Annotated in this window: 12 protein-coding genes; 3 read left to right on the plus strand and 9 right to left on the minus strand. The window is 66.4% G+C overall.

What is annotated here, in order from left to right:
- Window positions 1-9: 9 nt before the first annotated feature.
- The 5 genes from KRR38_RS20075 to xseA all read right to left on the minus strand — a co-directional run bounded on the left by KRR38_RS20075 (window position 10) and on the right by xseA (window position 6,781).
- Window positions 10-999 (minus strand): esterase-like activity of phytase family protein, encoded by a 990-nt coding sequence (locus tag KRR38_RS20075; RefSeq protein ID WP_309141094.1) that lies wholly within the window; start codon window positions 997-999, stop codon window positions 10-12.
- 127 nt (window positions 1,000-1,126) lie between these two features.
- On the minus strand, window positions 1,127-4,024 hold the full coding sequence (locus KRR38_RS20080; protein WP_254514891.1) for a TonB-dependent siderophore receptor: 2,898 nt from the start codon (window positions 4,022-4,024) through the stop codon (window positions 1,127-1,129).
- A gap of 276 nt (window positions 4,025-4,300) precedes the next feature.
- Entirely contained in the window at window positions 4,301-5,167 is an 867-nt protein-coding gene (locus KRR38_RS20085; protein ID WP_309141095.1) for a M23 family metallopeptidase, read from the minus strand.
- Window positions 5,164-5,367 (minus strand): DUF2093 domain-containing protein, encoded by a 204-nt coding sequence (locus tag KRR38_RS20090; RefSeq protein ID WP_217407366.1) that lies wholly within the window; start codon window positions 5,365-5,367, stop codon window positions 5,164-5,166. Before KRR38_RS20090 ends, KRR38_RS20085 begins: the two co-directional genes overlap by 4 nt.
- A 43-nt stretch (window positions 5,368-5,410) precedes the next feature.
- Complete coding sequence (gene xseA, locus KRR38_RS20095) at window positions 5,411-6,781, minus strand: exodeoxyribonuclease VII large subunit (protein WP_309141096.1); 1,371 nt, start codon at window positions 6,779-6,781, stop codon at window positions 5,411-5,413.
- A gap of 96 nt (window positions 6,782-6,877) precedes the next feature.
- On the opposite strand from xseA, the gene purD reads away from it, so the two are divergent.
- Complete coding sequence (gene purD, locus KRR38_RS20100; RefSeq protein ID WP_217404872.1) at window positions 6,878-8,164, plus strand: phosphoribosylamine--glycine ligase; 1,287 nt, start codon at window positions 6,878-6,880, stop codon at window positions 8,162-8,164.
- Here the strand turns inward: purD and KRR38_RS20105 are convergent.
- A complete protein-coding gene (locus KRR38_RS20105) occupies window positions 8,161-9,153 on the minus strand; it encodes an adenosine kinase (protein WP_217404874.1) in 993 nt (330 codons plus the stop codon). The genes purD and KRR38_RS20105 overlap by 4 nt on opposite strands.
- A 112-nt stretch (window positions 9,154-9,265) precedes the next feature.
- Between KRR38_RS20105 and KRR38_RS20110 the strand changes: the two genes are divergently transcribed.
- Window positions 9,266-9,709 carry a hypothetical protein gene (locus KRR38_RS20110; protein ID WP_217404876.1) on the plus strand — a complete coding sequence of 148 codons (444 nt, stop codon included), beginning with the start codon at window positions 9,266-9,268 and terminating at the stop codon, window positions 9,707-9,709.
- 58 nt (window positions 9,710-9,767) lie between these two features.
- Window positions 9,768-10,721, plus strand: coding sequence for a hypothetical protein (locus tag KRR38_RS20115; RefSeq protein ID WP_217404878.1), 954 nt, complete (start codon window positions 9,768-9,770; stop codon window positions 10,719-10,721).
- Here KRR38_RS20115 and KRR38_RS20120 read toward each other — a convergent pair.
- From KRR38_RS20120 to KRR38_RS20130, 3 genes are read right to left on the minus strand one after another with little or no spacing between them, the layout of a single operon-like run.
- Window positions 10,711-11,070, minus strand: coding sequence for an iron-sulfur cluster assembly accessory protein (locus tag KRR38_RS20120; protein ID WP_217404879.1), 360 nt, complete (start codon window positions 11,068-11,070; stop codon window positions 10,711-10,713). The two genes, KRR38_RS20115 and KRR38_RS20120, sit on opposite strands and share 11 nt — an antisense overlap.
- A complete protein-coding gene (locus KRR38_RS20125) occupies window positions 11,070-11,555 on the minus strand; it encodes an SUF system Fe-S cluster assembly protein (RefSeq protein WP_217404881.1) in 486 nt (161 codons plus the stop codon). Before KRR38_RS20125 ends, KRR38_RS20120 begins: the two co-directional genes overlap by 1 nt.
- Window positions 11,552-12,715, minus strand: coding sequence for a cysteine desulfurase (locus tag KRR38_RS20130; RefSeq protein WP_254515562.1), 1,164 nt, complete (start codon window positions 12,713-12,715; stop codon window positions 11,552-11,554). The genes KRR38_RS20125 and KRR38_RS20130 overlap by 4 nt, the downstream gene beginning before the upstream one ends.
- Between the last annotated feature and the right edge of the window lies 1 nt (window position 12,716).

Raw genomic sequence — 12,716 nt, forward strand, 5'->3', positions numbered from 1 at the left:
TGAACCCCATCAGGGCAGCCGCGCCGGGTCTACCACCATCTTCCAGAGCAGCGTGCGCTGGGTCACCGCATGATTATCGTCGGAGATCAGCCAGACGGTGACCCGACCGTCGGCGCGCGGCTCGATCGCCATGCCTTCGAAATTGTCGACCGGAAGACTCGATGTCAGCTTGGCGACCTCGGTGGCATGCCAGACCACGCCGGGGCGGATCTCGGCGGGATCGGCTATCGTGATCCGCCCCCCGAAATGCAGCGGAAACGGCCATAGCAACCGGCGCTGGAGCACGAGTACGCGGCCATCGGGCAATTGGGCCATGTCGGTGACGCTGAAATTGGGCGAGCCGGAGAAGCTGAATTCCACGCCCCTGTCTCCCCGCAGCGGATCGCGCGGGAACAGCACCGCCGGATGCAGCCGCGGTTCGAAGAAGCCGGTGAACCCCTCCTCGATCACGACGAAGCGGCCGTCGTGCAGCCGCACCATGGCCTCGGGCCCGACATTGCGCGGCCAATCGTGCATCAGGACGGGCCTGATATTGACGAAACTGCGGAAGGCGGGATCGATCCGCGAGATCGCGTTGCTGTCCTCCCGCGCGACCCAGACGGTCCCGGTCGCGGGATCCTGGGTCGCGGCTTCGGTATCCCGATTCTTGCGTATGCGTTCGAACCCCGGCAGCACCTCGGCCGAGATTGGCCGAGCATAGGGGACGCCCGGCGGCGAGAATTCGAAACGCCGGGCATTGTCGCCGATCGCCATCAGCCGCCCACCCGGCCTCGGCAGCAGTGCCGAATAGCCGCCGAAGGCACTGTAGTCGCTGGTCAGCGACCAAGCCCGCTCCAGCTCGAAGGCACCGAGATGATGCGCCAGTTCGGCTTTGGGCGGCAGCTTCACCTCGGCAAAGCGGATCGAGGCCGTGGGATTCCAGGGTGCTGCCGTCTGATAGAACCACATCCCCGGCGCGAGCCCCAGGATCAGCAGCAGGGCGAGGAGGACGCGGCGCACGGGTCAGGGCATAGCGGATCGCGCCGGATCGGCAAGCATCGGCCAGGCTGAGTCGATGCGCGACGAAAAAGGGCGGCGGATTGCTCCGCCGCCCTGCTCGAAAGGCCTCGCGACCTCTACGAGATCGTCAGAACTTCGCCCTTACGCCCGCATAGAGCCGACGACCGAGCAGGTCGTAGGTGCTCGCGACGGTATTGCTGCCCGGCCACTGGTTGGTGAGGTCGGCAACGATCGGCGGCTGCTTGTCGAACAGGTTGTTCACGCCGAAGTAGACCTCGTAGTTCTTGTCCTCGCCGACCGTGAACTTCGCCTGGATGTCCGAATAGGTATAGGCGGGGATCCGGTCCTCGTTGGTGGTCGTTACGACAGGGCTGAAGTAACGGAAGGTGTAGGCAAGGGTAAAGGGCCCGGTCTGGTAGGCGAGGTTGGCCGTCACCTGATCCCGGAAGCCCGTACCGATGTTCTGGCTGGTGCCGTAGACATCCGCGACGCCCACCTGGTGGCTGACGAAGGCGCCGGCAAACGGCGTCTTGTCCTGCTTGAACTTGTGGTTCCAGAACACGCTGAGGTTCACGCTTTCATCCGGGCCGAAGAGGTGCGGCCTGAACGCGTAGTGGACCTGGGTGTCGAGTCCGGACACCTGATAGGACGCACCGTTCAGGAAGATCGCATCGACCGACTTGATGATGCCCGTGGCAGGATCGCGGGTCACGTTGCTGCAGAAGTTCGGATCACTGGTTGCCACGCACTGATTGACCGAATCCTGGAAATCGACCTGCGTGATCGCGTTGTTGACCTTGATGTTGTAGTAATCGACCGAAAGATCAAAGCCGCGGAAGAAGCTGGGCGTGAAGGTGCCGCCCAGCGTCAGCGTGTTGGTCGATTCGGCGCCAAGGTTCGCGTTGCCGCCGATGGTGCCGCTGATCGTCTGGATCTGCGCCAGCGAATAGTTGAACGTCGGGTGCGTCTTCAGATAGTTCGCGATGCCCGGGATGGCCTTGCAGGCAGCCGACAGCGGCAGCGGGCCGCCGGCAATCGGATCGTCACCGTTGCCGCCGTTCTGGTCGCAGGGATCGATCACCGCCGGCGCGGTGTTGGCCGCGCCCGAGTACAGCTCGTTGACATTGGGGGCGCGGACCGCGCGGGCATAGATCGCGCGGAAGCGGATGTCCGAGACCGGGGCGTAGGTGCCGCCGAACTTGTACGACACGAACCCGCCGACGGTCGAATAGTCGGCATAGCGAACCGCGCCTTCGAGGCTCAGTTCCTGCGCGAACGGAACGTTGCGGAGCAGCGGAATGCTGACTTCGCCGTAGACTTCCTTCGAATCGTACTTGCCCACCGTGTTGGCCGCCTGCTGGAACGAACTCCAGCCCGACTGGGTGAACGGATCGTAGAACTGTTCCGATTTCTCGCGATGGTATTCGGCGCCGACCGCGATCTGCACCGCGCCGGCGGGCAGCTGGAAAAGCGAGCCGGAGAGATTGAGCGCGGCAACGTCCTGCGTGCCCGTGCGCTGCAGGTCATAGACCGCCGTGTCACCCACATTGGCGCCGGGCACCAGGGCACCCTTGCCGGTGTAAGTGCGGAGCCACTTGATCATCGCGGGCGTGACGGTGTTGAAGCCGAAGATGTTGATCGGGACGCAGCCGGCGGCTTGCGCTGCCGGATCGGTGCAGCCCTGGAGCGCTGCGCCGTAGTTGGTCATCATGATTGCGTCGCCCGACGTGTGGTCCTTCACCCGGCTGTGTTCGTAGTACGCCTCGTACTTCCAGTTCGAACCGATATCGCCCTTCACACCGAGCACGCCGCGATAGTAATCGCGTTCGCTGGCGGCGCTGCGGTCGAAGATGCCGTTCGAGCGACGACGGAAGTAGATGATGTCACCGGCCGTCGCATTGCGGATCGCTGCGGGTACGTACTGTTGTGTCTTCGGGATACCGCTGAAGGCAGAACCGTCGAAATTGTACACGGTCTGGCCCTGCGCGCCCTGATCGTCGACCGCCAGCGGCTCGACGGCCGAGCGGGCCGTGGTCCTGGAATAGGTGAATTCGCCGAACACGGTCACCGCCGGGCTGAACTCGTAGTCCCCCGTGACCGAGCCCAGGTAACGCCGGCTCGGCGTCGTCAGCAGGCGATCACCATTACGGTTGTAGCCGTCGATGGCAGCGCTTTGATAGGGCTTGACCGCATTGGCGGAGTTGAAGGTGTAAGTCGTCCCGGCAGCAGGGCTGAAGGTCGGCGAGCCGCCGGTGTCGAACAGGCCCTGCGCGGCATAGGAGCTCTTGTTGGGTACGTCGACCGCCGAATAGGCGCGACTGCGCGCGTAGACCGGCTCGTCATTTGTGAAGGTGAAATTGGCGATCACGTGGCCGCGACCGTCGGAGAAGGTCTTGCCGGCGGTGATGGCGGCGAGCTGGTTGCCGGCATCGCCGCGGTCCGAAACGCCGCCCTGCATGTGCAGCTGGATGCCGTCGAACTTCTTCTTCAGGATGATATTGACCACGCCGGCGACCGCGTCCGAACCGTAGACCGCGGAGGTGCCGCCGGTGGCGATCTCGATGCGATCGATCAGGTCGGGCGCGATGTTGTTGAGGTCGACCGCGCTGTCGCCCGGCGTACCGACGCTGCGGCGGCCGTTTATCAGCACCAGCGTCCGCGAGGTGCCGAGGTTGCGCAGGTTGACGGTCGAGATGCCGTTGTCGAAGTTAGAGAAGTTCGAGGCCGACTTGTCGAGCGACTGACCAGCGATCGGAATGTCGCGAATGGCGTCGAGAGCGTTGGTCTGGCCCTTGTTCTGGATAGCCTGATCAGTGACCACCGAGATCGGGATGGACGCTTGCAGATCGGGCCGGGAGATGCGCGATCCGGTGACGACAATCGCTTCGGCTTCATCGGCGGTGCCTTCGGACTTCGCCGCGGGCGCGGTGTCCTGGGCGAACGAAGGTGTGGACAGCAAGGCAATGCCGACAGCCATCGCTGCTGCACCGACTTTCAGCGCAGCAAAGTTCGTCATGGTTTTCATGGTTTGGGACCCCTGGGTTCAAAGGGCTGCCCGCCAATCCGCCTGAAGCGCAAAAATGCATGTCCGCGCTCCGGGAAAAGCGCGGACTTCAGGCGGATTGGGACAGCCTCGTGGATAAAAACTCACATGGCTGAAAGTTCCGCTTGGGGCTATATACTGACAATGCTGTAAGGTCGGTTTTTGCGCGATATGTAACAATCCTGCAACACATGCACCGTTGGCTCCGCACAGGCGTGCCGAGTGTAATGCTTATCAAGTAGTTGGAATTGGCCGGATTTATCCGGCTAGTTCATCGGCCCCGTGAACAGGATCGGATCGAGGCGCAGAATCGCGCCATTTAATGCCCCAGTGCAGATGCGGGCCGGTCGCGCGGCCGGTCATGCCGATCCGGGCGATGATCTGGCCCTGCTTCACCGCCTCACCCTGGTGCACGAGAATCTGCGAGCAATGCAGGAAGGCGCTGTTGAGCCCCATCCCGTGGTCGATCATCAGCAGGTTGCCCTCGAGCGTGAACGGGCTGGCCGCGGCGAGGATGACGACCCCGTCGGCTGGCGCGGTGATCGCGGCGCCCGCCCCGCCCGCTATGTCGGTGCCTGAATGATAGGAACCCGGCACACCGTTGTAGATGCGCTGCGAGCCGAACATGCCTGAAAGGCGGCCCCTGGCCGGCCAGGTGAAGCGCTGCCGCCAGCCCTGGCTGTGGCTGTCGATCGCCCGCGCGGCGTTGATCTGCTTGAGTTCGGCCTCGCGGCGGATGCGGAAGGCCTCGCTCGGCGGTGTGCCGGGCTTGGGACCGAGCGGAATATATTCGAGCTTCCAGGCGCGCGGTGAGACCGCCAGCGTGCGCGTGATCGCAGTGCCATCGCCAAGCTGGGCGACGAGCCGCGCCTGCGCGCCCGCGTCGCGGTCAAATGCGAGGAAGAAAGCACCGTCGGGGGCGACGGAAACGGGCTTGCCGTCGAACGTCAGGGCCGCGGTGCCCGCAGGCGCCGTGCCGCGCGCCCAACCGCCCTGGGTCAGTTCGCCGGCAAGCGCGATGTCCTGCCGCGGCGCGCTGGCGCTCGAGCGGGTTATACCGCTGCCTACCGCCACGACCGCTGCCGCACCGGCAAGGCCGAGCACTATGACCAGTGAACGCTTCACTTCGCTTCCATCAGTCTCCGCGTCGAGATCTCGCAGCTGGCATAGGCCTCCTGCAGTTCCCCACTCCAGTAACGCAGTGCATCGAGCGGAATCTTCTCGCCCGTCACGGCGCAAAGCACATAGCTGCCGGCAGTCACTACGCGGAAGCCGTTGGGGCCATAGTGCAGCGTGGCGGGGCGATCGTTCGAGGACATCAGCATGGCAGACACTATAGGAAGCCCCCCCTTCCAAAGCAAATTGGCCTTAAAGCAATTTGCCCTGCTCGGGCGGCGCCGGTTTGTCCTTGCGCGCGGGCGGTGCGGCGCGGACGCCGGCGGGAGTCACAGCCAGTTCGCCGTCGCGGAAGTGCAACGCCAGCGCCGCCTCCTTGGCCGCCACCGCCTTGCTCACCAGCGTGCGCCCGTCGGCGCCCGTGACGCGGACATAGCCGCGATCGAGGATGTTGTCGGGATTGAGCGAGACCATGAGGCGGCCCAGCCCGTCGAGCCTGTCGCGCTGCGCTGCAATCCGGCCCGTAACCAACGCCGGCGTCAGCCGCTGCGCCGCCAGCCGATGCTTCGCATGATCGAGCCGCGAGGCGAGCAGCGGTGCGGAGAGCCGCGCACGGTCCGCCTGCAAGGCTTGGCGCGCAACGACGATGCGCTCGCCCAGCCCACGCCGCAGCCGCTCGCCCAGGTCGTCGAGCCGCTGGACGAAAGGCGCGAGTACCGCATCGGCGCGGGGCAGGCGCTGAACGCGCGCTTCGAGCCGCTCACGCCCCAGCGCCACCGGCCGGGCGACCGCGCGGCGCTTGCGCAGCGCCAGTTCGGCGACCTGGTTGATCAGTTCGCTGCGCACCGGCACGGCATGCTCGGCCGCCGCGGTCGGGGTCGGCGCGCGGAGATCGGCGGCGAAATCGGCGAGGGTGGTGTCGGTCTCGTGGCCGACGGCGGAGATCACCGGGATCGAGCAGCCCGCGATCGCCCGCACCACCACTTCCTCGTTGAACGCCCAGAGGTCCTCGATCGAGCCGCCGCCGCGCGCGACGATGACGAGATCGGGCCGCGGCACGCGCCCGCCCGGTTCCAGCCGCGAGAAGCCGTTCACCGCCGCCGCCACCTGCTCGGCCGCGCCCTGCCCCTGGACCAGCACCGGCCAGACGACGACGTGGCAGCCGAAGCGGTCCGACAGCCGATGCAGGATGTCGCGGATCACCGCCCCGGTGGGTGACGTCACGACGCCAATCACGTCGGGCAGGAACGGTATCGGCCGCTTGCGCGCGCTGTCGAACAAGCCCTCGGCCTCGAGCCGCGCCTTGGTCTTGGCGAGCAGCGCCAGCAAGGCGCCCTCGCCCGCCACTTCCATCCGATCGATGACGATCTGGTAGTTCGAACGGCCGGGATAGGTCGTCAGCTTACCCTGGGCGATCACCTCGATCCCGTCCTCGACGCGGAACGGCAGGTTACCCGCCTGCCCGCGCCACATGACGCCGTCGAGCCGCGCCGATTCGTCCTTGAGGCAGAGGTAAAGATGGCCCGATGCCGCGCGCTTGACGCCCGAAAGTTCGCCGCGGACGCGGACGAAGCCGAAGCGTTCCTCCACCGTGCGCTTCAGCCGGCCCGAAATCTCGCTCACCGAAAGAGGCGCGGCGTTGTCCCCCGGTGTATCCTTCGCTACCAGCCCCCCCCCGGACCATTGGCATCATCGTCATCGGAATAAGAAGGCACGCGTATGAACATCCTGCTGTTGGGATCGGGCGGGCGCGAACATGCGCTGGCATGGAAGCTCGCGCAATCCCCGCTCTGCGAGACGCTCTACGCTGCGCCCGGCAATCCGGGGATCGCCGAGCAGGCCGAACTGGTCACGCTCGACGTGACCGACCATGCCGCAGTCGTCGCCTTCTGCGAGGCCAAGCGGATCGGCCTCGTCGTCATCGGCCCCGAGGCGCCGCTGGTCGATGGCCTGGCCGATACGCTACGTGGCGCCGGCTTCGCGGTCTTCGGTCCCAGCCGCCAGGCCGCGCAGCTCGAAGGCAGCAAGGGCTTCACCAAGGACCTTTGCGCCCGCGCCAACATCCCCACCGCCGGCTATGAGCGGGTGACCAGCGAAGCGGCCGGCCTCGCCGCACTCGCGCGCTTCGGCGCGCCGGTGGTGATCAAAGCCGATGGCCTCGCCGCGGGCAAGGGCGTGACCGTGGCCATGACCATGGCCGAGGCAGAAGAGGCCGTGCGCGAGATTTTCAGCGGCCGCTTCGGCGAGGCGGGCGCAGAGGCCGTGGTCGAGGAGTTTCTCGAAGGCGAGGAAGCCAGCTTCTTCGCGCTGACCGACGGCTCGACGATCATTCCCTTCGGCTCGGCCCAGGATCACAAGCGCGTCGGCGACGGCGACACCGGCCCCAACACCGGCGGCATGGGCGCCTATAGCCCGGCGCCGGTGCTGACACCGATGCTGGAAGGCGAAGTCCTGGCAAAGATCGTCGCGCCGACGGTGCGGGCCATGGCCGACGAAGGCATGCCCTACTCTGGCGTGCTCTATGCCGGGCTGATGCTGACCGCCGAAGGCCCCAAGCTGATCGAATACAACGCGCGCTTCGGCGATCCCGAATGCCAGGTGCTGATGATGCGGCTGGAAAGCGACCTCGCCGAGATTCTGCTCGCCTGCGCGGAAAACAAGCTGTCCGCCTGCCAGCAGCCGGTCTTTTCATCCGATACCGCGCTGACCGTGGTCATGGCGGCCGAGGGCTATCCGGGCACGCCCAGGAAGGGCGGCCGGATCGACGGCATTCCCGCAGCCGAGCATGACGGCGCCAAGGTATTCCACGCCGGGACCGCGCTGGGCATCGACGGCGTGCTGACCGCGGACGGCGGCCGGGTGCTCAACGTCACGGCGCGTGGCGCTTCGGTGCGCGCGGCCCAGGCAAAGGCTTATGCCGCGGTGGATGCAATCCGCTTTCCCGAGGGCTTCTGCCGCCGAGACATCGGCTGGCGTGAGATCGAGCGCGAAGCCTCCAAAGGCTAGCCCAGCTTCGCGGCCAGCTCCCTGAGGTCTGCCTCGGGCCGCGCACCGTAGTGCGAGATCACTTCGGCGGCGCAGACCGCGCCGAGCTTGAGGCTCTGCGCGAGCGGATAGCCGCGGACGTGGCCGAAGAGGAAGCCGGCGGCGAAGAGATCGCCCGCGCCGGTAGTGTCGACCACCTTGGCGATCGGCTCGGCCGGGACTTCGGCGCGCTCGGTGCCCGCCACCGCGACCGCGCCCTCGGCACCGCGCGTAACAACGAGCAGCGGCACCTGGCTCGCCAGCGCAGCCACGCCAGCGTCGAAGTTCGCCTCGCCCGTCAGCGCGGCGAGTTCGTCCTGGTTGGCAAAGAGGATGTCGATCTCGCCGGCGGCGATCAGCTTGCGGAAATCGTCGCCGTGGCGCGAGATAACGAATGCGTCGGACAGCGTGAAGGCCACCTTGCGCCCGGCGCCTTTCGCAGCGCTGATCGCCTTGCGCATCGCAGCGCGCGGCTCTTCAGGATCCCAGAGGTAGCCTTCGAGATAGAGCACCGCTGCGCTGGCGATCGTGCTTTCGTCGAGCGCGGCGGCGGGCAGGAACTGCGAGGCGCCGAGGTAGGTGTTCATCGTCCGCTGGCCGTCTGGCGAGACGAAGATCAGGCAACGCGCCGTCGGCGGATCGCCCGCACGTGCCGGGGTTCCGAACGCGATACCGCCGGCGCGGATGTCATGCGCAAAAACCTCGCCGAGCTGGTCGTCGGCGACCTGGCCGATGAAAGCGCAGCTGGCGCCGAGCGCGGCAAGGCCGGCGAGCGTATTTGCAGCGGAACCACCCGAAATCTCGCGCGCCGGTCCCATCGCCTCGTAGAGCTCGCGCGCCCGGTCAGTGTCGACCAGAGTCATGCCGCCGCGGACGAGGCCGAGTTGCTCGATCGCTTCGTCCGAACTGGGCGCCATGACATCGACGATGGCGTTGCCGATGGCGATGACGTCTAGGGAAGGCTGGGACATCGGCGATTTCCTGCGTTGGTATGTTCAGCGGCGGCGCCTAGCGGTCAGCGCTCCTGATCACAAGGCCCGTTGGCGTTGACATGGCCCGCCGCCCAAGCGATGCCGCTCGGCAATGCGTAACTTTGCGACATTCCCGCTGGTCATGGCTCTGGCCGTGGTGCTCTCGGCCTGCAGCACGGCCGGAACCGCGCCGCGCACCGGCACGGCACCTCCGAAGAAGCCCGTCACCGTGCGCCAGAACAAGCCGCGCCAGGCCGTCCGGCAGCCGATCACCCGGCCGCCGCCGGTGGCGCAGGTGCTGCAGCTCCCCGGGCTCGAAGGCGTGATCGGGCGAAACTCGGCCGAGCTCACTCGCCAGTTCGGCACGCCCCGGCTCGACGTCCTGGAAGGCGATGCGCGCAAGCTGCAGTTCACGGGCACGGCCTGCGTGCTCGACATCTATCTCTATCCGAGTACCCCGGGCCGCGAGCCGCAGGCAACCTATGTCGACGCCCGCCGCGCCGACGGCCGCGACGTCGATCGCGCCGCCTGCATCCAGGCACTGAGAAAGCCGTAACCCGAATTTAAGCTGATCGGCCGATAATCCCCGCGAAAAGGTTGGGGACATACGACCGATGAGCATGCATTTCCGCGATCTCGCCGCGCAGGCCGCTGCCGACGGCATCATCTCGCCCGAGGAAATCCTGATCCTGCGCCGTGCCGGCTGGCAGGACGGCAAGATCGACATCGACGAGGCCGAAGCGATCTTCGCCGTCAACGACCGCATCGAAGACCATTCGCCCGAATGGGTCGACTTCTTCGTCGAGGCGCTGGCCGAATATGTCGTCAACGGCTCGGAGCCGCTCGGCTATGTCGACGAGGCGAAGGCCGAATGGCTGATGGAGCACATCGACCGCGACGGCGCGGTCGAGACCATGGGCGAGCTCGAACTGCTGGTGAAGCTGTTCGAACGCGCCACCAGCGTTCCCGAGCAGCTTCGGACCTACGCCATCGCTCAGATCGAAAAAGCGGTACTCATCGGCGAAGGCCCGACCCGCTATGGGCAGGGGCTCAGCCTGGGCAATATCAACGACACCGAGGCAAAGCTGCTGCGCCGCCTGATCTTCGCACCCGCGAGCGACCGTCCGGCCGGGGTCAGCCGCGCCGAAGCAGAGCTGCTGTTCCACCTCAAGGATGCGACGCTGGGCGGCGCCAACAGCCCCGAATGGAAGCGCCTGTTCGTCCAGGGCGTCGGCAACTACCTGATGGCTTACACCAGCTATGAACCGCTCTCGCGCGAGCGCGCGGCCGAGCTCGAGGAATTCATCAGCCGGCCGAGCGACGGCGTCGGTCGCTTCTTCGCGCGCATGGCCCATTTCGACCTGCAATCGGGCTTCACCGGTGTGTTCGGCCGCAAGCCCATGCGTAACCGCGAGGCCGAAGAGGCCGTCGCTCAAGAAATCACGGGCGACGAGCGGTCCTGGCTCGATGCCCGGATCGACGCCGACCATCAGGTCGACGAGTACGAGCAGGCGCTGATGGATTTTCTGGCGGAAGAAGGCGGCAAGGAACCCTTGCTCAGACCGTGAAGCTTTCGCCGCAGCCGCAGCTCCCCTTGGCGTTGGGGTTCTGGAAGGTGAAGCCGGCGGTGAAGTCGTCTTCTTCCCAGTCCATCGTCGAACCGATCAGGTAGAGCACGCTGGCGCCGTCGATGAAGAACAGGCCGCCCGGCGTTTCGATCCGCTCGTCGAAGGCATTGGCCTCGGTCACATAGTCGACAGAATAGGCCAGACCCGAGCAGCCGCGGCGCGGGGTCGAGAGCTTGACGCCGATCGCGTCCGCGGGTGCCTGGGCCATCAGCTTGGCGACGCGCGCTTCGGCAGCCGGGGTCAGGATGACCGCGGCGGGGCGTGCGCGTACTTTGGTTTCGCTACCCATTACAGCATTCCCAGTTCGAGCTTGGCCTCGTCGCTCATCGACGACATGTCCCACGGCGGGTCCCAGACGAGATTGACTTCGGCATCGCGCACGCCGGGAACCGCGCTGACGCGCAGTTCGACTTCGCCCGGCATCGATTCCGCCACCGGGCAATGCGGCGTGGTCAGCGTCATAGTCACCTTGACCTCGCCGTCATCAGTGACGTCGACGCCGTAGATCAGGCCGAGGTCGTAGATGTTGACCGGGATCTCGGGGTCGAAGATTTCCTTCAGCGCCGAGACGACGCCGTCGTAGATCGCCCCGCCGGGTTCGCCTTCAGCTGCGCCCTGCGGCTTTTCCGCGAGGAAGCCTTCGAGATAATCACGCTTGCGAGAGAGCTTGGCGCCAGGAGTCTCAGGAGCCGTCTCGATATCCTCGACACGCGCACGCGGCGGCGGCGTCACGCTCTCGACTTCTTCCACGGTGAACTTGGTCTCTTCACTCATCCGAAGATCCTCTTGGTCCTCTCGATGCCGCGCAGGAGCGCGGCAATATCGCTTTCGTCGCTATAGATGCCGAAGCTGGCCCGCGCCGTCGCCGGCACGCCGAGCCAGTCCATCAACGGCTGCGCGCAATGATGCCCGGCGCGGATCGCCACGCCTTCCTCGTCCAATATGGTGCCGAGGTCGTGCGGATGCACCCCGTCGAGCGCGAAGGAGACGATGCCGGCCGATTGCTCGGGACCGAACACGGTCACCGAATTGAGCCGGCGCAGTTGGTCGCGCGCCTGCGCGGTCAGCGCCATTTCGTGCGCCGAGATCGCCTCGATGCCGATCGCCTCAACGTAATCGACCGCCGCAGCGAAGCCGATCGCCTCGATGATCGCCGGGGTGCCAGCCTCGAACCGCGCGGGCGGCGGGGCATAGGTCGTGCGCTCGAAGGTCACGCGGTCGATCATCGCGCCACCGCCGTGCCAGGGGGGCATCGATTCGAGAATCTCCGCCCGCGCCCAGAGTGCTCCGATGCCCGTAGGCCCGTAGAGCTTGTGCGCTGAAAAGACGTAGAAATCCGCGCCCATCGCCGCGACATCGACCGGTAACCTGGGAACCGCCTGACAGCCGTCGACCAGCACCTTCGCGCCGACCCGGTGCGCCAAAGCGACGGCATGTTCCACGTGGAGCATCGAGCCGAGCACGTTCGAGACATGGGCGAGCGATACCAGCTTGTGCGCCGGCGTCAGCAAGCGCTCGGCCGCGGCCAGGTCGATCAGGCCATCGGGCGTCAGCGGGCAGACGTCGATCTCGACGCCGGTGCGGTCGCGCAGTAGCTGCCACGGGATGATGTTGGCGTGATGCTCGAGCGTCGACAGCAGGATACGGTCGCCGGCCTTGAGATGGGTGTTGCCCCACGAGTGCGCGACGAGATTGATCGCCTCGGTCGCGCCGCGGGTGAAGACCAGCTCGTGCTCGGGCGCGCCGATGAAGGCCGCGATCCGGCGCCGCGCCGCCTCGTAGGCCAAGGTCATGTCGGCCGAACGCGCATAGACGCCGCGGTGGACCGTGGCGTAGTCGGCGCCCATCGCGCGGACGGTAGCGTCGATCACCGCCTGCGGCTTCTGCGCCGTGGCGGCCGTGTCGAGGTAGTGCCAGGGGCTGCCGTCGGCCATC

Origin of the sequence: Novosphingobium sp. G106 (genome assembly GCF_019075875.1) — a bacterium.
In the GTDB taxonomy this organism is placed as follows: Bacteria; Pseudomonadota; Alphaproteobacteria; order Sphingomonadales; family Sphingomonadaceae; genus Novosphingobium.